Source organism: Sporosarcina sp. NCCP-2222 (assembly GCF_023168145.1).
GTDB lineage: Bacteria > Bacillota > Bacilli > Bacillales_A > Planococcaceae > Sporosarcina.
Genome location: NZ_BQYK01000009.1, coordinates 152257 through 169596 on the forward strand (window position 1 = coordinate 152257; position 17340 = coordinate 169596).

At 46.0% G+C, this 17340-nt stretch carries 19 protein-coding genes; 3 read left to right on the forward strand and 16 right to left on the reverse strand.

The features are described from left to right. The 5 genes from NCCP2222_RS17395 to NCCP2222_RS17415 all read right to left on the reverse strand — a co-directional run. On the reverse strand, positions 1–198 hold a 198-nt coding region (locus tag NCCP2222_RS17395; protein WP_248513648.1), incomplete at its 3' end, for a hypothetical protein. 290 nt (positions 199–488) lie between these two features. Beyond that, complete coding sequence (locus NCCP2222_RS17400; RefSeq protein WP_248513649.1) at positions 489–1760, reverse strand: efflux RND transporter periplasmic adaptor subunit; 1272 nt, start codon at positions 1758–1760, stop codon at positions 489–491. Beyond that, positions 1760–2446 (reverse strand): hypothetical protein, encoded by a 687-nt coding sequence (locus NCCP2222_RS17405; RefSeq protein WP_248513650.1) that lies wholly within the window; start codon positions 2444–2446, stop codon positions 1760–1762. Before NCCP2222_RS17405 ends, NCCP2222_RS17400 begins: the two co-directional genes overlap by 1 nt. Before the next feature lie 417 nt (positions 2447–2863). Next, positions 2864–3313 (reverse strand): transcriptional regulator, encoded by a 450-nt coding sequence (locus NCCP2222_RS17410; RefSeq protein WP_248513651.1) that lies wholly within the window; start codon positions 3311–3313, stop codon positions 2864–2866. Between the two features lie 112 nt (positions 3314–3425). Continuing rightward, on the reverse strand, positions 3426–3725 hold the full coding sequence (locus tag NCCP2222_RS17415; RefSeq protein ID WP_248513652.1) for a hypothetical protein: 300 nt from the start codon (positions 3723–3725) through the stop codon (positions 3426–3428). An 88-nt stretch (positions 3726–3813) separates the two neighbouring features. Between NCCP2222_RS17415 and NCCP2222_RS17420 the strand changes: the two genes are divergently transcribed. Further along, positions 3814–5391: an SWIM zinc finger family protein gene (locus NCCP2222_RS17420; RefSeq protein ID WP_248513653.1), complete on the forward strand. Its 1578-nt coding sequence runs from the start codon at positions 3814–3816 to the stop codon at positions 5389–5391. Then, a complete protein-coding gene (locus NCCP2222_RS17425; protein ID WP_248513654.1) occupies positions 5388–8144 on the forward strand; it encodes a DEAD/DEAH box helicase in 2757 nt (918 codons plus the stop codon). The genes NCCP2222_RS17420 and NCCP2222_RS17425 overlap by 4 nt, the downstream gene beginning before the upstream one ends. 31 nt (positions 8145–8175) lie before the next feature. On the opposite strand, the gene NCCP2222_RS17430 is transcribed toward NCCP2222_RS17425, so the two are convergent. After that, positions 8176–8340, reverse strand: coding sequence for a hypothetical protein (locus NCCP2222_RS17430; protein WP_248513655.1), 165 nt, complete (start codon positions 8338–8340; stop codon positions 8176–8178). 263 nt (positions 8341–8603) lie between these two features. Next, a complete protein-coding gene (locus NCCP2222_RS17435) occupies positions 8604–9056 on the reverse strand; it encodes a single-stranded DNA-binding protein (RefSeq protein WP_248513656.1) in 453 nt (150 codons plus the stop codon). Between the two features lie 261 nt (positions 9057–9317). Between NCCP2222_RS17435 and NCCP2222_RS17440 the strand changes: the two genes are divergently transcribed. Further along, a complete protein-coding gene (locus tag NCCP2222_RS17440; protein ID WP_248513657.1) occupies positions 9318–9755 on the forward strand; it encodes a YwpF-like family protein in 438 nt (145 codons plus the stop codon). 443 nt (positions 9756–10198) lie between these two features. Here NCCP2222_RS17440 and NCCP2222_RS17445 read toward each other — a convergent pair whose 3' ends face one another. The 9 genes from NCCP2222_RS17445 to NCCP2222_RS17485 all read right to left on the reverse strand — a co-directional run bounded on the left by NCCP2222_RS17445 (position 10199) and on the right by NCCP2222_RS17485 (position 16779). Further along, on the reverse strand, positions 10199–10585 hold the full coding sequence (locus NCCP2222_RS17445; protein ID WP_248513658.1) for a hypothetical protein: 387 nt from the start codon (positions 10583–10585) through the stop codon (positions 10199–10201). Positions 10586–10678: 93 nt separating this feature from the next. Continuing rightward, positions 10679–11068 carry a hypothetical protein gene (locus NCCP2222_RS17450; RefSeq protein WP_248513659.1) on the reverse strand — a complete coding sequence of 130 codons (390 nt, stop codon included), beginning with the start codon at positions 11066–11068 and terminating at the stop codon, positions 10679–10681. Between the two features lie 217 nt (positions 11069–11285). Continuing rightward, the gene (gene fabZ, locus NCCP2222_RS17455; RefSeq protein ID WP_248513660.1) at positions 11286–11717 is read right to left on the reverse strand and encodes a 3-hydroxyacyl-ACP dehydratase FabZ; all 432 of its coding nucleotides are present in this window, start codon (positions 11715–11717) and stop codon (positions 11286–11288) included. 34 nt (positions 11718–11751) lie between these two features. After that, on the reverse strand, positions 11752–12087 hold the full coding sequence (locus tag NCCP2222_RS17460; protein ID WP_248513661.1) for a DNA-directed RNA polymerase subunit beta: 336 nt from the start codon (positions 12085–12087) through the stop codon (positions 11752–11754). A 22-nt stretch (positions 12088–12109) separates the two neighbouring features. Beyond that, the gene (locus NCCP2222_RS17465) at positions 12110–12946 is read right to left on the reverse strand and encodes a flagellar hook-basal body protein (protein WP_248513662.1); all 837 of its coding nucleotides are present in this window, start codon (positions 12944–12946) and stop codon (positions 12110–12112) included. A 60-nt stretch (positions 12947–13006) separates the two neighbouring features. Then, complete coding sequence (locus tag NCCP2222_RS17470) at positions 13007–13846, reverse strand: flagellar hook-basal body protein (RefSeq protein WP_248513663.1); 840 nt, start codon at positions 13844–13846, stop codon at positions 13007–13009. Positions 13847–13897: 51 nt separating this feature from the next. Continuing rightward, positions 13898–14893, reverse strand: a complete 996-nt coding sequence (gene mreB / locus NCCP2222_RS17475) for a rod shape-determining protein (protein WP_248513664.1) — start codon at positions 14891–14893, stop codon at positions 13898–13900. 314 nt (positions 14894–15207) lie between these two features. Beyond that, entirely contained in the window at positions 15208–15477 is a 270-nt protein-coding gene (locus NCCP2222_RS17480) for a sporulation transcriptional regulator SpoIIID (RefSeq protein ID WP_238080940.1), read from the reverse strand. 351 nt (positions 15478–15828) lie between these two features. Beyond that, the gene (locus tag NCCP2222_RS17485) at positions 15829–16779 is read right to left on the reverse strand and encodes a nuclease-related domain-containing protein (protein ID WP_248513665.1); all 951 of its coding nucleotides are present in this window, start codon (positions 16777–16779) and stop codon (positions 15829–15831) included. Positions 16780–17340: the final 561 nt, after the last annotated feature.

Sequence of the window (17340 nt, forward strand, 5' to 3'; positions counted from 1 at the left end):
CGCTAAGTCCTGTAACGGGACTTTGGTATCCCCATCCACCACACGGACATCCTCTATCGGTAAAATCCGATCATGCAGTGCGATCAGCCGTTGTGAGGAAGGGTTCCCTTGAGATGCCGCGGCTGCGTTCGTACCTGTTCCAAGGAGCAGTCCGCAAATAAATAATAAAATGAGTGCAATACTGAATTTTTGTTTCATCATCCCGTGCTCCTTCCCCTCAATGTCTCTTTATTATATCAATAGGATGAAAAATTAGACCGCAAAGTTTCCGTTTTGAAACGAAAACTTTTCGCCTTATTTCGTTCACGCCCCGAAGTTTGCTGACTCATGGAAGTGGCTGTTTTTTTCTTGGCGGATCGGTTTGTGCTGGACGTTTTCTTGATGTTGTGGTTTCTCTGGCTGATGGAGAGACGAATACTTGTTAAAAATTCATATGGCAGGAGCGAAACAAATGAAAAAACGGCTCCCCTGCAAAGGGAGAACCGCTTTTATTCGATGAACATATATTTCATATAATTTTTCCACCCAAAGGACTTCCAAGCTGTTTTTGATGGAAGCTCCAGTGGCATTGGCAGGAAGATTCTTGTCGGCGAGTCATACTCGCGCAGATTTCGTTCGTCCAAGGCAACGTCGCCAATGGCCAGTCCTTCAGACACGACAGCCCGGTCGTAATAGTTGAACGGGATGGTCAGCTGGACGGGAATCGCGTTTCCAGTCTTGTCGATTTTGAAAGCAGTGGCCGTTTGGCGGTCCACATTGGTCAGCCATTTTTGCTTAATGGCAACGGCATCTGCTTCATTGACGACAATGATCGTGTTCACATTGGCTCCGAATGGAATTTCTGCTGAATCGACGGCCACTCGGACTTCATAATATTCGAGTGGATTTTTCGCTTTTTTCGGATTCAGTTCGGTATACGCCTGCTTCCATTTTGATTCGGGAGCCGGCACTTCCGATACAGACAGGACATTCGCTTCTATCGGCGACTCGATGCCATCCTGTTGAATTACGACTTCGTCACCCACTTCAATCTCTTGCCAATCCTTCACGTTAGCATACGTTACTATTTGCTTCTCCTTCGTAAAGATGTCAATGGACACAATCGATCCGTGCCGGTTAATGTCCGAGACAATTCCATCAATCGGGCTGATGAGGGCTGCGCGCGAGGACGGCTGGGAAAGCTGGGTCTGGACTACTGCCAACTTTCTGTCAATCTCGGCCAATTCTTGTTCCGCTGCTGCGATGGCTTGTGCATAGGCCCCATCTTGTTGGACATCGACTTGGACATTGACGTTCAACTCGACTTCTTCGCCTTCCGGGGATTCGGATGTAGTAACGTTAGTTCCGTTGTTCCGGCCACTGCTTGCCCGTTCTGACTGCAGTTCCGATAATGTATTTTCTACGCTAAGCTGTTGTTCCAGCAGGCCTTCTTCTTCCGCTTCCCACGCAGCAATTTGAGAGTCGGCTTTTTCGGATTGCAAGTAAGCAAGTTCGTCTCCGGCAGCTACTTGGTCCCCTTCTTGCACAAGCCATGTATCGATCGCCTCATCACTTCCAACATAAACGGTATACAATTCGGCCGGCGCGACAAGGCCTTCTTTTGCAAGCTGCTTCTCGTAGTGTCCTTCCGTCATGCGCTCATATGTTGAAACATAGACTGACTTTTGAATTTTGCTTTCTGTAGAGAACAATAAAAAGGCATTGACTGCAATGAAGAGACTGATGACAAAGGCAATGGAGATCGATAGGCGTTTATTCATCAGCTCCCACCTCCGACCACTTTATAATAGAGCGTTTCGAATGGAATAAAACCGACAGCGGCAGTGATGAACGCCATGAACAAATGAATGCCGAACAATGTCCAAAGCAGATGACGCTGCTCCCTCATGCCTTCAAAACTGCGAATGTATCGATATTGCAAGGCGATGATGAGTGCCCCGGTAATCGTCAATTGATTTAAAAAGAGAATCAAATACCAGTTTTCCAAAACTGTCGCAGCTAGAGGACCGAAAGACAAGAAAGAAACGCTGGCCGATGCGCCTTTTACAGCAAACACAAAAAAGACAAGCGCTTTCTCCATGAGCAAGAGCCCGGTAACGAGCAACTGCAACGGAAGCAACTTTCTGAAAGGAATGGATGTAATTAAACTGAGTATGTATGCGACCCCGTAGTAATGAAAAGCCATATAAAGAATAGCCCAAATGAGCATGCCGACAAGTGAGGAAATTCGTGCCAGCGTATAATCCTCCAGCGACATAGTGGCGAGTATTGGAGTCAGCGCCTCCGTTCCCATTCCCCAAATGTTTCGGCAGGCAAAGATGAACAGCCCTGCAAGAATAACGAAAAAGACACGGCTTCTGTATTTGCGCATCGTGGCTGTTTGAAGGCTTCCCGCAAGCTCGTGCGGCCTGGTCAGGTAGTGCCAGAACTTATAATCAAAAAACATAGCGACAATCCTTTCTATGCCGAACCTTGTATAATCCTGTATCTCCTACTTTATCAAAAATATATAGATTTTCAATGAAGAGATAGAATCATTCTAACTATTTTCAGGAATAATTTGTATAGCTTTTGGACATTCTGTAATAACACGCTAGATTTCCTGTAAGAGGTCTTTTTTATTTCCCGGGAAATCGACAAAGGAGCAGATGTGAATGAATCAGGAGGAATTCTATCGATTCACCTGGAAAGACGCAGTCTTCGGATTGACCGGTTCCACTCTCTTCATCTTAGCCCTTCACTTTTTAACTACTTAGACACACTAGCAGCCAAGCAAGCGTTTTCTCATCTCTTTACCCGCTTGGAAACTAAAAAAAACACTTATCGGTATATTTTTCCGATAAGTGTTTTTACGTTGTCGTATTCACCATTCGTGCATTCCTTCCGTCAGTTCGTTAAATAGAGTACGATTGTTAGTTTCGAGGGCATAATCGATCATCCTCATTTTATTGGTTTCTTCCAGTTCGGCGACGATGTTCTTCGTTTCCTCCACCACTACTTCCGGTATTTTCATCTCTACATTGAATGTGCCTTCCAGCATAGAAGTAAGATGCAAATGCAAATCAGAAATTAGAAGAAGCTGATAGAGTGGCAGGCGTAGAAAGCGGGTGCCACGTTGAAAGACGAATACTTCGCCTAAATTCTCTACTTGTAGACTTTTCATGTTGATGACAATTTCTTTTCCCTCTGTTGGGACGAATTGATACACTTCGCCTCCTTTGATAATCGAAAAATATTGGTACGCAAACACCAAACGCAGGCGAAAATCTTCTTGGCTAGTAAAAAACGGCATCATGCGCTGTACTGATAACATCGTTCTCCCTCCGTATTGAATATTCCGATTATTAATACCATTCTATCATAGGACGAACTGTTTTGTGAATGATATGTTTCTATTTTATTCATACGGCACAGTTTTGATCTCTTTATTTATAGATAGCTGTCTTCTGCGTGGGCGGATTGTTTAAGAATAAGGTCATTTGTCTCGGCTTTGTGCCGATGTTCAGTTCTGCTAGGCGGTCGACAATTCGTTTGTTCATATCGAAGGGTGCATTCGTCCTTTTTCGAATCACAATATGATTTGTCTCTAAATCGACTAGAATGGAATGCAGATGCCTCGACCGGCTGCCATACGGCCTGCTCCACTCTTGGACAGCGGCATCCTGCATATGCTGCAGAAATAGCCTTGCCTGTAAATCGTGTACGTACAGTACGAAACTTTCCATTTGTTCACCTCTATTCGAATGTATTCATTTACGTTTCGTGTCTGGAACCATTATAATGGAGGGAATGCTAAGTTCAGGGAGTGATCAGATGCACCTAACAGCTGAACGTGTGTCTTATTTGCATGAACAAGATATTGAAGAGTTATTGAATGTCATAAAAGAGACATGCCGCCCTTCTGTCGAAAAGGAAGCAGCTATTGTCCAGCGTGCTGTTCATCTCGTCAGGCAAGGCGCTGTCCAGCAATATACCTACTCCGATGACGAGGTGGTCGTCACTCTTTCCGCTGTCGTTCCTTTTACGGTCCGTCTAGCGTTTGGAAGATCGAGTTCAAACTGCACATGCCCCTCAAAAGGGATATGTGAGCACGTTGTTGCAGTGGCTTTCCATTTATATATGCAATTCAATTCATTGAGCGAATGGCTGCAGGAATGGAGGCAGTCCGAGGTCCAGCAACTGGCGCTAAAAATATCCGAACGAACGCCTGAAGCCTGGATCAGTGTCCTCGGTAGACTTATGGATCCGATACGTGCCCTGTCGCCTTCTGAAAGTGCGAGTGTGTTTCTTCATGAAACCGATCAGGCCGGACAACGAATGCTTCCACTATCCCCTTTTGAATATGAGTGGAAGCCGCTTTTTGAACTGTATTACCAGCTTCTCCTTATTGACGCAGCTATGCCCTATTTGCAGAAGAATATGGACCTCATAACAGGGGATGCGCAACATTATCCTGAATGGCAGTTGCTCGCTTGGATAAGATCTCAGTTCGAAAAGATACAAAAAGTCGTCAAATCACTCGGTTCACGGCCCAAATTGTTTGAAACAGATCCCTTCTATGAAAAAGCGAAGGGACTATTGCGCGGCATGGTGCTTGGGCATCAGGGTCTTTTTCGGGAACGGATCCTCACCTACATCCTTCTTTGGGACAAGCTGTTTACTGAAAACGCTGCCCGAGAAAAAGAGCGTTTGCATCTTCAGCAAGAGACAGCCAGCGAAAAGGTTTTTCTCGAATTTGCGCTGGATTTAATTCAAAACAATCAAGCCCAATTGGAGGAAATCGCACTGCGTGAAGGCGGTGAGCGGATTGATTGTTGGCTGCCGATTGCGGACTACTGTTTGTCCATTGAAATGATGGACGCGCTTAACACAGTGATGAACACGATTTATCCGCATATTGCAAAGTACTACAAGTCTGAAGTTCCCTTCCGGAATCGACTGAACTTCATTCGGAAGATTGACGGCTTGCTGGAAGAAGCCGACTTCTCTGGAGAAGAGCGTGAACGGATGTTCATGAATTATGGAATGGCTTCGGTGCCCGTGTACGCTGATTTCCTCATTGAACGGGAGCGCTTCGCTGAATGGTCTGCACTTATGCATCGGTTTGACGTTTCATTCGATTCCATCGATTCGGATACGTTCCGATTGGTGAGCCAGAGAGACCCCATGGCTGTCATGCCTTTATTCCATACGTACGCCATGCGGTTTATTGGTGAGAAGAACCGGCATAGTTATCGGCGTGCTGTCCGGATTTTTAAAAGGATGCGCACTTGTGCGAAAAAATCTGGACAAATCGATTTTTGGAACCGCTACATCGATACAGTCCGAGATCAGTACCGGAGGCTTCGAGCATTGAATGAAGAGATGGAGAAAGGGAATCTGAACTTATGACAAGTATGAATTTGCTGCAAATCCAGTTGAAGCTATCCGTTCAGCAAGCGGGACCCGGCCGGTATGCCATTTCTGCGTTAGATGACACGATGCCTGTCTCTGCTGATAAACTGGCTTCCTATCTCTTTTTCAATAATCAACAGGCTCTCTTTGGCTTGCTCGTTGCATCGGAAGGCAATGCTTTATTGCTAAGAACAAGTGAATTCTTACAAGTGTTTCTGGATCCAAACGGCCACCCTTTCGCAATATTTTCCGGGCGGACAGAAGAAGATGCTCTTCAAATCGAGGACTTCAAGATAGCTGCACACTTATGGAAAAAACAAGAACTTTGGAAGTCCATTCGCCTGAATGAAGAAAGCATACCGGAATTTGATGAGATGGAACTTGGCATTAATGGTCAAACAGCTGACATCCTTAGAGATGCATTTCTTGAAAAAGTGATGGAAACAGGGATTCGAAGCGACCAATTACCTTCTCTGCTGGCGCATTTGAGAGAATACGGCTGGCCAGAGGGACCCGCTGGGGATTTGCCAATACAAGTGGCACTCCGCTTAACGGAGCCCGAGGAAGATGCGGATTCGGAATGGCTGCTGGAGACGGTTCTCGTCAATGAACGCGGAACCCACTGGACTCCCGCCGTCCGTAAACGGAATGCACCAATTGCAGACGCGCTGCCGCCTAAATGGGCCGACCTCCATGAGGCAATTGATCAGCGGCAAAATGAAATCGTCTCTTTTTTACGATCTGTCGACGCTTCACCCGAAGGAAAATTCCTTTCCCAGCAAATGAGCGATGCCGATGTGCGGCTCTTCATTCAGGAAGACCTGCCTTTATTCCAATCTTTCGGGTATCCTGTCATTCTGCCCGCTTGGCTCAAGTCGGTGACCGAATCGAAAATGCGTGTGCGCACAAGCGCCGGAACTGCTTCTTATCGTTCGGCTGCGGGATTGAATGAAGTGCTTTCATTTGACTGGAATTTCTCCCTTGCCGGCAAAGAGATGGACAAGGATGAATTCCGCAAGCTCGTCGATGAAAACCGGGAATATATCCGGGCTGGTGACGAGTGGTTTCATCTGGATCCCACCTGGTTAAAACGAATCCGGGAATTAATGGATCGCGCAGATGCCGGAGAATGGACAGTAAAAGACCTGTTATTTCAAGAAGTGCCTGAAGAAATCAGCCCGCTCGAGTTAGATGAAGAACCGGTTGATCCGTTATTCTCCTTCACGCTGCAAAAGTCGCTGCAGGAATACATCGAGATCGTTTCCTCAAAAAAAGGGCTTCCTGCTGTTCCGATTTCACCTTTATTGCGCACGGAATTACGTCCGTACCAAGCGGAGGGCTATAACTGGCTTGTCTTCATGCGCGAGCATCAATTCGGCGCTTGTCTGGCTGATGATATGGGTCTCGGTAAAACGGTGCAGCTCATCACCTACTTGCTGCATATTCACCGGGAGGCGAAAACAAGCGAGGATACTCCGCCTTCTTTGATCATCTGTCCGACGAGCGTAATGGGCAACTGGCAAAAAGAATTGGAGCGGTTTGCTCCTGAATTGTCTGTGCATATCCATTACGGTCCCTCTCGCGCCAGAGAAGAAGAATTCGCAGGGCTAATAAAAGAGAAACGTCCGGATGTAATTTTGACAACATACGGAACTGCAACACAAGATGGAGAAACGCTCGCCTTATCTATGTTTTCAAGCATCACACTCGATGAGGCCCAGAACATCAAGAATATGCAAACAAAACAATCGAGAGCGATCCGCAAATTAACGGGACGTCACCACATTGCGTTGACCGGGACGCCGATCCAAAATCGGTTGTCAGAGTTATGGGCGGTTTTTGATTTCATTCATAAAGGATATTTTGGCAGTTTCCGCCGATTTACGGAAGATTTCATTATCCCGATCGAACGGGATGATTCCGAGCTGACGAAGCGGAAGCTGCGTTCCAAGATCCGTCCCTTCCTGTTGCGCCGGACGAAGAATGATCCGGACTTGCAATTAAACTTGCCGAAGAAACTGGAACAAAATGAGTACTGCCCATTGACGACCGAGCAGGCTGCTTTATATGAAAGCTTCATTGATGATACGAAATTTAAGCTGGAAACATTAACGGGCTTTGAACGAAAAGGGCTCATTTTGAAAATGCTGAGCCGGTTGAAGCAGCTTTGCAATCATCCTGCACTTTTCTTAAAGGAACCTCACGCGCCTGCTACGCAGATGCTCGAGCGCTCCGAAAAGTTGGAACGGATCGTTTCAATGGCTGCTGATATCGCGGAAAATGGTGAACAATGTCTTATTTTCACTCAGTATATCGGCATGGGGAACTTGATCCGCCAATGCTTATCCGAGCTGTATGATATTGATGTGCCTTTCTTGACTGGCAGTATGCCGAAAGGCCAGCGCGATGCACTTGTCGACGCTTTCCAAGCCGGCGAATTCCCGATCTTCATCCTGTCTTTGAAGGCGGGTGGAACCGGTTTGAACTTAACAAAAGCCAATCATGTTCTTCATGCGGATCGTTGGTGGAATCCGGCAGTCGAAAATCAAGCGACGGATCGTGCGTACCGGATTGGCCAGACAAAGTTTGTCCACGTGCATAAATTTGTGACGGTCGGTACAATTGAGGAAAAAATTGATAAGATGCTGGAAGAGAAGGCGAAGTTATCTGCCGATCTCATTCAATCGAGTCAATGGCTGACCGAATTGTCCGATGCTGAATTGGATGATCTGTTGACATTTGAACGATAATAGAAGGCCTCGGATATTTCCGGGGCTTTTTTTATGGCATCGGCTCCCGCACTCGCTTGGTATGTAGAGATACCATTTTCCTGCCTTGTTCCTGTTTCTCCAGCTGTTCCAGCCGTTCGCTCATATTAGCTACAATCCGAATGAGTTGCCCTACTTGCAGCTCCATCCGGATCAACCCCTTTTCAAGTCGTTCCACGGTTTCTCCCCTCCCCTTTATGACTTGGAGCGGAAGCGATCTCCGCCCCAAGTTTCAATTTTGGCGTAAAAACTGTTTAACTATTACCCCTAATAGTTACAGGACCCGCCTGCTCAAGCGGCTCCTGTTTGTTTCAATACGACCGGTCCCCCAACCGGTTCGTATTTGCTTTCCTCAAGTTGTTTCATTCCTCGTATTTCATTCCACCTATTCAATTCATTCCAAAATCAAGCGGTTTTCCGTCCCTCCTCCTTTGCTGCCCATCAAAAGATCGGCAATTCTTCCTTCTCCTTTTCGGTCAGATGAAAATGTGCTTTTACATACTCTTCATCCGTCCCATTTACAGCTTCACTTTGCGGGCGCCCTGCAGATTCCCCATATAGGTTTTCGTCCTCACGCTTTTTTGTAGCCAAAAACCTCACTTCGTCCGCAATGACTTCCGTAACGAATGCCCGGGTCCTATCCTCCCGTTCGTATGTACGGGACTGAATTCTTCCACCGACACCAATTAACGAGCCTTTGCCGCAATGCTTCACTGTGTTCTCCGCTAATTTGCCCCACGCCGTGCATAATACGAAATCAGCCTCGACCTCACCTCTTTGGTTCTTGAAGTTGCGATTAACAGCCAATATGAAGCTTGATTGCTGTCTCCCCTCCGGCAACCTTCTTAGTATCGGGTCTTTTGTAATACGCCCAACGAGTGCAACTTGGTTCACTTGTCTCCCCCCTTTCGTAGGTCGCCTTTATCATACTAGAGGACCACAAATTGTCCAAATAGTGAAAACTCGGTTTTCATGCACTCTGGAGGTTCAATTCCAAGTTTTCTCTCTGCTATTTAATTGCCAAACTCTTCACAAGCCTTATCTCCTAGCGGTTTCCCAATTTATTTCATTTCGGTGAAAATAAGACTTTGCCCTATTTACAAAAAAGTTTTTGAAGCTATGGTATAATCGAAGAAAAATGAGTGGGGTGGCGCGTTGAAGACGTTTAAAATGATCTCTGTCGGAGTGCTTCAGGACAATCAAATCCAAGACTTTCCTTTGATTGACGGAATCATCATTAACCAGGAAAACAGTCATCGGATGTGGATTCTGGAAATGTTCATTGATCAGGAATATAAGGAGCTTTTCGAGAATTGGAAAGCGACAGAGGAATTGCTGGAAGCCCGCGTCGTCATCTCCTATCCGGAAAATGAGCCAGCCGGATTTTTAGTCGCGGTGGATACGGTCCAAGAAATCGGCGATCACATTTCCGTGCTCCTGAAAGGGCGTTTGAAACGAGCACGTTCCCAATACGCGGAGCACTTACTCGAAGAATTGATCACGGAAGGCTTAAGCGGCCAAGAATTACTCGCCCGTTTTGAACACGACATGCATTCTCGTCCGCGCTTGAAAAAGGACCGCAACTTAACATGAATCGGTATGAACCCTCTAATTATGAGGGTTTTTTGTTTGGAAATTTTAATGGTTTTGGGAGGATGCTGGATGACTTGGAATGGCAGTGAAAATATGAGCGGTTCTGGGGAAGATATGAGAGGTATAGGAAGATTTTCGAGCGGTTGTGATGGGAATCTAGCGGTTAGAAAAATATACGAGAGGTTGGCAGGATAATCGAGCGGTTGGAGTGAAGAATCGAGCGGTTCGGGATGAAATACGAGCAGTTGGCTGAACTGTAATTGCAGCTCCTTTCAAAGGTAACTTTCAGGTAAGGCAAGGCAGCTTGTCCGCTGCTTAATTCTTCGCGCTGCTGTTTTCAAACGTTTGAGCAAGACGGCAAACTTTCCCGATTAAAGCTCCATCCCTTCCGCTCCATTAAGAAAGACCGCCCTTTTAAAAAGAGCGGCCCTCACGGCTTGCGGTTAGCGGTTGCTGTTCCCATTACGGTCCATTGTTCCGTTATTTCGGGAAGGGGTAGTTGTGTTCTCGTCGATAATGATATCTTCGCTAGGAACGACATTATTGCCATTCATATCACGGTTACGGTCATTGACCCGGCCGTCCAATCCGTTACGGTTCGTATCGTTGAGGATACCGCCATTCGGGTTGTTGTAACGTTCCTGGTCTGCGTTAATGCCGTCCATGTCGGGACCTGTTTGGCCATCATTGACACGCGGCGTCAGATCTCGGTTTTCCAAACTTTCCATCGGTGTTTCGTTTTTGTTTGGAACCGTGTCGTTGTCATTGTTACCGCAGCCAGCCAATACGACACCTGATACGAATAGAACTGGAATCACTTTTTTGAACATGAAAATTCCCTCCTTTCCACAAGCCGTTTCTCATACATATCCTGTATGATACTTTGTAGGTTGGCTCAAAAAGAGGGAACTATCCATCATTCTTTATTGTTGTTCAATTTGCTCTTTTAGTACCGATTCGATGAATACGGCTTCTGCTTTACAGTCATACTCATAGTGCGTGTTGAGTTGCTCCTGCATCGTTTGGATGGCCGCAATTTGCTCATCGGATGGCGGTTCATTCAAGATTTTATAAATTACGTCATTAATCCGTTGGGCCAAGTCTTCATGGAACGTAGGATCCATTTTGACCTCATCCGGTATTTTTGAATACCAAAGCGCTTTCGTCGTAATATACTCGCGCCATTCTTCAATGAAATCCTCGATGCTGTATTCTTCTTCGCTCCACCCGATATTGACCATGTACTGTTCGAACGTTTGTGTAATGGAACGGGTGATGCTGCTTTTTATATTTGGAGAAAGATCTTTGAACATAACTTGTTTGTTACCTCCCACTGTAAAGTGCATTGCAGTTGTGGTATGTAAAAAGGTGGATGAAAAAATGATGCTTTTTCCCCTCGTTTCGGAATTCGCCCAGTTCATTTTCCCTGGTCTTCATCCCTTTTCATCGGTCTTTTTAAATACCGCGGCAAAGACACTGCAATGTTCATTGTAACGAAAATTTAATGTGTGCGCAAATTTAGTTTTCCTTCTATTGCTTATCACCTAAGGCAAAAGTAATTTCAGCTTCGCATGCAATTTCTCCATCCACTGTGGCGATTGCTTTGCCTTTGCCGATCATTCCGCGCATTCTTGTGATTTCCACTTCCAAGCGCAATGTATCGCCAGGTGTCACTTGACGTTTGAAACGACAATTATCGATTCCAGCCAGAAAACCAATGCGTCCGCGATTTTCTTCTTTGGAAAGCATAGCTACCGCACCGACTTGGGCAAGTGCCTCTACAATCAGCACTCCCGGCATAACCGGGTACCCTGGAAAATGTCCATTGAAAAACTCTTCATTAATCGTTACATTCTTTAATCCGATTGCTTTTTTTCCTTCTTCCATCTCTAAAATACGATCCACCAATAGGAATGGATAGCGATGCGGAAGGATTTCTTGTATTTGTTGTGCAGTTAGCATGTACCGTCTCTCCTTGGCCTATGTAATGTTTGGGTTATGGTCCATTTCCTCTCATAATATCAAGAACATGCGTCCATGTCTCCTTTTTGAGTACGTCGCCTGGGCTGCCATCGCCGATATACCCGTAACCGATCATGGCCCCGACCAATGCCGCTCCGACTAGCAGGAGCAGGACCAAGATAATGCGGAGCCAGATGGGAAGAATTCGTACTTGAACCCAAAATTTATTTTTGACTCGTTCCTCTTGTGCCGTGTCCGGTTTCTTCCCCTGTCGATTCCTGGCCGCTCGTGTTGCCGCCACACGGGAATTCACCGTGGTTTCTTGACTTGTTTGATTCCATTCCGGATTATTCCGTTTTTCATCTAACATAATAAAGACTCCCTATCAGAACTCATCGTATATTGTTGATCAGACCAAGCATTTGATCGGCCAATGTGATTGTCCGTGCATTGAATTGGTAGGAGCGCTGAACGTTAATGAGATCCGTCATTTCTTTCTCATAATTGACGTTCGACGCTTCCAATTTTTGATTTTCCATGCCTATGATTGCGCGGTCTGCACCGTTTAATTCTGTTACTACATCGCCTGCAGCCACGCCAAGTTCATTCAAATTGGCAGGCAGAGCGAACAACGTGTCAGACAAGCGTGACATGAGGTTCGGCCGCTCCATCACGGTCACTCCTAATTGGATCGTTTCCACAGTTCCATTGTTCTGTGTCACTTCCAGAACGCCGCCTGGACGCATGGCATATTGTTTTACGTCATCTCGGAAGCTGACTGCATTCCCAGCACTGTCGGCGACCGGATAACCGTCACCGTTCACAAGCATAAAGCGCCCGCCGTCCACCGGCGAAACATAGAAGCTTCCCTGGCGCGTATACACAGTCTGCTCTCCATTTTCACCTGGCATGAGCAAGTTAAAATATTGTTTTGGTTCGGTTAAAGCGAAATCCAAATCTCGCCCTGTCACCTGCAAGGAACCTTGTTTCCAGTTCATCATCGCAGGTCCTAACACAGCTCCGACGCCATAGCGTATGCCCGCTGGCGTTTGACGCTGTGCTGTATCGGCCTTGTCGTTGTTGAACTGCTGATACAGCATCTCGTGAAAATTGGCTCCGCTCGCTTTATAGCCGTTCGTTGCCGAGTTCGCGAGGTTGTTGCCGATCATATCTATATTCTGTTGCAGTTGTGTCATCGTGTTGACTGCGGTTGTCATAGTTCGTATCATATTGCAGTCCGGCTCCTTTCCCCTTTACGCCAGAACGTAAAGGCTTTCCGTGTTACTCAATTATCCATTGACCCGTCCGATTTCCGTGACCGCTTTTTCCATACTTCGATCATATGCCTGCAAGATTTTTTGATTCGCTTCGAAAGCCCGGTAGGCCGCCAGCATATCTGTCATTGTGCTTCCCGCATCGACATTCGATCCTTCCAAATAACCTTGCTGGAATGAATAGCCGATCTCCGCCATGCCACTCGCATCCGGCAAGTTACCGCCTTGGGAAGAAAACAGGCCATTCCCTTGTTTTTGCAAGGTTTCCGGCTGTGCTGCGTAGGCGACGCCAAGTGTAGCAGCTGTCGTTTCCCCTACCATTATATCGCCTTCGCTCGTCAGACGGAAGTCGTCATTTGGCAGCTGGATTCGCTGTCCTGCTGAATCTAGGACATAATACCCCATCGGATTCGTTAGGTAGCCTTGAGCATCCATCGTAAAGTTACCATTTTTCGTGTAGACTTCTTGTCCATTCCCATTCGCCAATCTGAAAAAGATCGCTCCGGCTTTTCCTGTTTCCGGATCAATCGGTAACGCGCCGTCTACAAGGGAAACATCTGTGGTCAAGCCTGTTTCTCTTAATTGCCCCTGTGCAAAGAGCGGAAGCGTTTCCTGCATATAAACGCCGGTTGAGATCGGTCCTACTGGGGACAATCCTTTGAGCTGCAATCCTTCTTTTGTCGGAATACGCGCGGCATTTATGCTCGACATGTACATTTCCGGAAAAGAACGGATGGAGGACTGCTCTGCTTTAAATCCTGGTGTATTCGCATTTGCCAAATTGTTAGCCAGCATTTCGGTTCTGCGTTGCTGGGCAATCATGCCGGAGCCGACTGTGTAAAATCCACGGAACATACGTCCGCCTCCTTCGTATGGTAAAGCCTTTTGAGAGGCTTTGCGATTTGATTAGTAGTGCCCCTTGACCTTGTCAATATTCTCAAGCAAAAGCCCCGTGCCAATAGCTACACAGCTTAGTGGATTGTCTGAAACAAAAACAGGAACTTTCAATTCTTCCGCGAGCAGCTGATCAATGCCATGCAGCAATGCCCCGCCGCCTGTCAGAAAGACGCCTCTATCAATAATGTCAGCGGACAATTCCGGCGGCGTTTTCTCCAAAACATTTTTGGCCGACTGGATAATCAAGCTTACCGATTCCGTCAGCGCCTCCAATACTTCTTCCGAATGGATCGTGATCGTGCGCGGCAATCCTGTCACCATATCACGTCCCCTGATGTCCATCTCTTCCTTGCGGCTACCCGGGAAGACCGTGCCAATTGTCATTTTGATGGACTCCGCCGTACGCTCCCCAATAAGCAGCTTATATTTCTTCTTGATGAACTGAATAATATCGTCGTCGAACATATCGCCAGCAGCATTGATCGACTGGGACGTCACAATATCCCCCATCGACAGGACGGCAACATCCGTCGTGCCGCCACCGATGTCAATAACCATATTCCCGCTCGGCTGGAAAATATCCATGCCGGCGCCGATCGCTGCGACTTTCGGCTCTTCTTCCAAATAGACTTTCTTTCCACCCGATTTTTCAGCCGCTTCACGGATCGCTTTCTGCTCGACGCTTGTAATATTTGTCGGGCAGCAAATCAGAATACGCGGTTTGGATAAAAATCCTTTGACGTTCAATTTATTAATAAAATGCCGAAGCATTGCTTCTGTCATATCAAAATCAGCAATCACGCCATCTTTCATCGGGCGAATGGCAATAATATTGCCCGGTGTCCGTCCGACCATTTTACTAGCTTCCTCTCCAACCGCCAATACACGACTCGACTGCTTGTCTATCGCGACAACGGATGGTTCATTTAGCACAATCCCTTTCCCTTTCACGTGAATCAACACATTGGCCGTGCCAAGGTCAATTCCGATATCTTTAGCGAACATTTTTCACGATACCCCTTCCATTATCCTGGACATGTCTGTCTCGAACATACTCTACTAACTTATAATTGTAGCATAGACATAATGTATTGAACATATAATTCAACCATATTTTGAAAGTGAATTTAGTATTTTCGTCACAAATTTTGATAGAGTGAAAAGGGATTCTTTTGATATGTATGATGAGAGCGAAACCTTCATTTTTTTAATAATTTTAGTTCCATCTTAATGGAGCTGAAAACAGTCCCGCTGGATTATGGGCAACATAAAAAAAAGACAGGGTATCCGCCGGATGTTCGCGTCCCCGTCTCTTCATCTCACCCATTCCGAGCCTTATTATGTTCATTCATCCACTTCATCCGTGTTGCTTCACCGCCTCTTAAATGTCTGACAGACTTATGATAGGCCAAAACTTTGGCGACTTCCTCCGACAGCTCTACATCGACATTCGGCAACCGTTCCGTCAAATCCTTGTGGACCGTGCTTTTGGAGTAGCCTGTCGCTTTTGCCAGTGCCCGTACGGTAAGTCCAGTCTCCAGCAACATTTTGCCGAGGCGCACGCATCGCCTCCGAATTTGCTCGTGCACGCCCTCTTCCTTTCCTGTCAGCTCCATTTCTTCCTTTATCGTATGCGGCAAGTTTGCGAGATATGCGAAGGGAGAAAGAGGGAAAAAGGAAATTAAGAGTTGGTTTGGTGGGAGGTGTTGTGGAGGGGAGGTGAATTATTCGTTGGATGTGTTTGTGTGGTTAGCCGAGGATAGAGGATACGAGGGCTTCGGAAACTTATATGATCGGTTCGGCTGATTATACGAGGGCTTCGAAAGCCTATACGAGCGGTTCGACGTTTATACGAGGGCTTTGAAACCATTTACGAACACATGGTTGAATCAGAAAATAAATTGAAAAAGAGCTCTCCTCCAGAAGAGCCCCCTAACACCTTATTTGATTCTGTAAAAGCTACCTTTACTCTTACCGACCATCTTTAGTTGGGGGATTCCGGCTAACAATAATTTCGCCGTATGTCGGTTATCCAATAGAGTAAAATCTCGAAACTCCTGATTGGTTATTGTGTCTTTCTTTATGAAAAACCATTCCTGAACAGCGGATCGGTGCTCGTTTCTACCAATTTGGCCGCATGGTAAACATCTCCATCTCCGTCTTTCCCACCGCATAGAGAGTAGATGGCAAGATGGACATTGTACGCCCGGGAGAATTTCCGCATGGTTCAGCGAATATCGCTCACTCAGCGGGAAGGGATCGTATGGCTGGTGCGCATTGACTATTTCATTAGCCAACTTATGTATGGTCTGCTTATCAAGAATTTCCCGCTCCAATATTAGGTTACGTAGATAAGCTGCTATTTCATACGTGAAGATTAAATCGACAGGGGGATCTTCCTCGAAGTGCAGCTCGTTATTGTATGCAAATGTAACAATGCCTTCAATGGGAATGTCTATTCGCCTACGACTCAACCACAGTCTTAGCAGATAGACTTTGCGATCCAACTCAGTAATTGGACTTCGAAAAGGAACCCGCTCGCCCGTTTGCATCTCTTTGATAAACTGGAGAGGCTTTGTTTTCACGATTATTTTCTCAGCCAAATTCTTCACTTCTGTTATGACAATCCTTGATGGGGTAATCAACAGCGAATCCATCTGGAAATAAATATTATCTTCTTTCAAACAAATATCATGCAATATCGCATGCGGATAAGCTGGCTTAAATTCGGTCATATACCGATCATATTGCTTCTCACCACTATATCCGGCCTGCAGGTTATATAACCTTTTCATCATGTCACTTCGAATTGGATGCTCCTTTGAAATCCTCCTTCCCAAAGTAATCAAACCTTCAATTTCTAGTGGCGCACTCCTTTTTTTATAAATCATTCTCCTCCACCTCCTATCTTAAGCTTAAACTACCCAATCAATAAATGGAATAGTCTGAACAAAGGTCAAATTATCAGAGGCTGTTTTGCCTCAAATCGAAGTTTTCATAGGCTATTTTGCTTCAAATCCTGATTTTCGGCAGTTCAACGAAAAACTTTTTTGGCAACTAGAGCTCACAAAAAGAAAGCATTTATAATTTGCATTCATACATTTTAGGATGAATTAAGAGTTTACCTTTGTATTTTGTGTTCTTTTTTAATGGCTTCCTAGCATTTTGAGAGCATTTAAGATGCGATACAAGAGCTCTAAGGAAATTCGAGCCGTTTTTTACCCGCTTGACAAGAAACGCGGGGATTCTTCTGCCGCTGCTTGCTCAATGGCGCGCTGCATGCCTTTGACCAATCAAGAAATTACTTGGAATTATAGGAGAGGTTCGTGACATGATACGAGCGGTTCGCCGCATGAAATGAGCGGTCCCCGGCATATACGAGTGGTTCTGAAGGTAGTATAAAAAGTGGACACGGTTTTGTGAGTGTGTTTCGATTGAGACACGAATAAAAC

Bases quoted from the DNA above. Each gene is read 5' to 3' on its own strand.
- NCCP2222_RS17445 (WP_248513658.1), bottom strand. From the start codon at position 10,585: ATGTTCAAAAAAGTGATTCCAGTTCTATTCGTATCAGGTGTCGTATTG.
- NCCP2222_RS17415 (WP_248513652.1), bottom strand. From the start codon at position 3,725: ATGGAAAGTTTCGTACTGTACGTACACGATTTACAGGCAAGGCTATTT.
- NCCP2222_RS17470 (WP_248513663.1), bottom strand. From the start codon at position 13,846: ATGTTCCGTGGATTTTACACAGTCGGCTCCGGCATGATTGCCCAGCAA.
- NCCP2222_RS17460 (WP_248513661.1), bottom strand. From the start codon at position 12,087: ATGTTAGATGAAAAACGGAATAATCCGGAATGGAATCAAACAAGTCAA.
- NCCP2222_RS17405 (WP_248513650.1), bottom strand. From the start codon at position 2,446: ATGTTTTTTGATTATAAGTTCTGGCACTACCTGACCAGGCCGCACGAG.
- fabZ (WP_248513660.1), bottom strand. From the start codon at position 11,717: ATGCTAACTGCACAACAAATACAAGAAATCCTTCCGCATCGCTATCCA.
- NCCP2222_RS17420 (WP_248513653.1), top strand. From the start codon at position 3,814: ATGCACCTAACAGCTGAACGTGTGTCTTATTTGCATGAACAAGATATT.
- NCCP2222_RS17450 (WP_248513659.1), bottom strand. From the start codon at position 11,068: ATGTTCAAAGATCTTTCTCCAAATATAAAAAGCAGCATCACCCGTTCC.
- NCCP2222_RS17410 (WP_248513651.1), bottom strand. From the start codon at position 3,313: ATGTTATCAGTACAGCGCATGATGCCGTTTTTTACTAGCCAAGAAGAT.
- NCCP2222_RS17400 (WP_248513649.1), bottom strand. From the start codon at position 1,760: ATGAATAAACGCCTATCGATCTCCATTGCCTTTGTCATCAGTCTCTTC.
- mreB (WP_248513664.1), bottom strand. From the start codon at position 14,893: ATGTTCGCTAAAGATATCGGAATTGACCTTGGCACGGCCAATGTGTTG.
- NCCP2222_RS17425 (WP_248513654.1), top strand. From the start codon at position 5,388: ATGACAAGTATGAATTTGCTGCAAATCCAGTTGAAGCTATCCGTTCAG.
- NCCP2222_RS17485 (WP_248513665.1), bottom strand. From the start codon at position 16,779: ATGATTTATAAAAAAAGGAGTGCGCCACTAGAAATTGAAGGTTTGATT.
- NCCP2222_RS17465 (WP_248513662.1), bottom strand. From the start codon at position 12,946: ATGATACGAACTATGACAACCGCAGTCAACACGATGACACAACTGCAA.